This window comes from Streptomyces beijiangensis, from assembly GCF_017315755.1.
GTDB classification, from domain to species: domain Bacteria; phylum Actinomycetota; class Actinomycetes; order Streptomycetales; family Streptomycetaceae; genus Streptomyces; species Streptomyces beijiangensis.
Genome location: NZ_JAFLRJ010000849.1, coordinates 1 through 337, shown reverse-complemented (window position 1 = coordinate 337; position 337 = coordinate 1). Strand labels below are relative to the sequence as shown.

1 protein-coding gene is annotated in these 337 nt (G+C 68.8%); it reads right to left on the bottom strand.

Annotated elements, in window-relative coordinates; all coding sequences use genetic code 11:
• Nucleotides 1-129: 129 nt before the first annotated feature.
• Nucleotides 130-337 (bottom strand): TatD family hydrolase (locus tag J0695_RS39470; RefSeq protein WP_206969665.1); only part of this gene is annotated, 208 nt, incomplete at its 5' end.

The following is a 337-nucleotide window of genomic DNA, read 5'->3' as shown; positions in this document are numbered from 1 at the left end:
GCCGCGTTCGGCACGGTGACTGCCCTGCGCACTGCTCACGACGCTCACTCGCTTCAGAGGTCCGGTCCGGTGCGTTCCGGTCGGGCCGGGACACTAGCGGAGCGCCGGTCACTCTCCAAAGCCGTTCGATTACTCCGTGTCGCGCGTCAGTCCGAAGGCGCGGGCCGTGTTGGCCGCGATCGCCGTGCACAGAGCCTCTTCACCGAGGCCACGGACCGCCGCCATGGCACGCACCGTGACCGGAATGAGATACGGGGCATTAGGCCGACCGCGGTACGGGGCGGGCGTCAGGAAAGGCGCATCGGTCTCGACGAGAACCAGCTCCAGCGGAGCGACG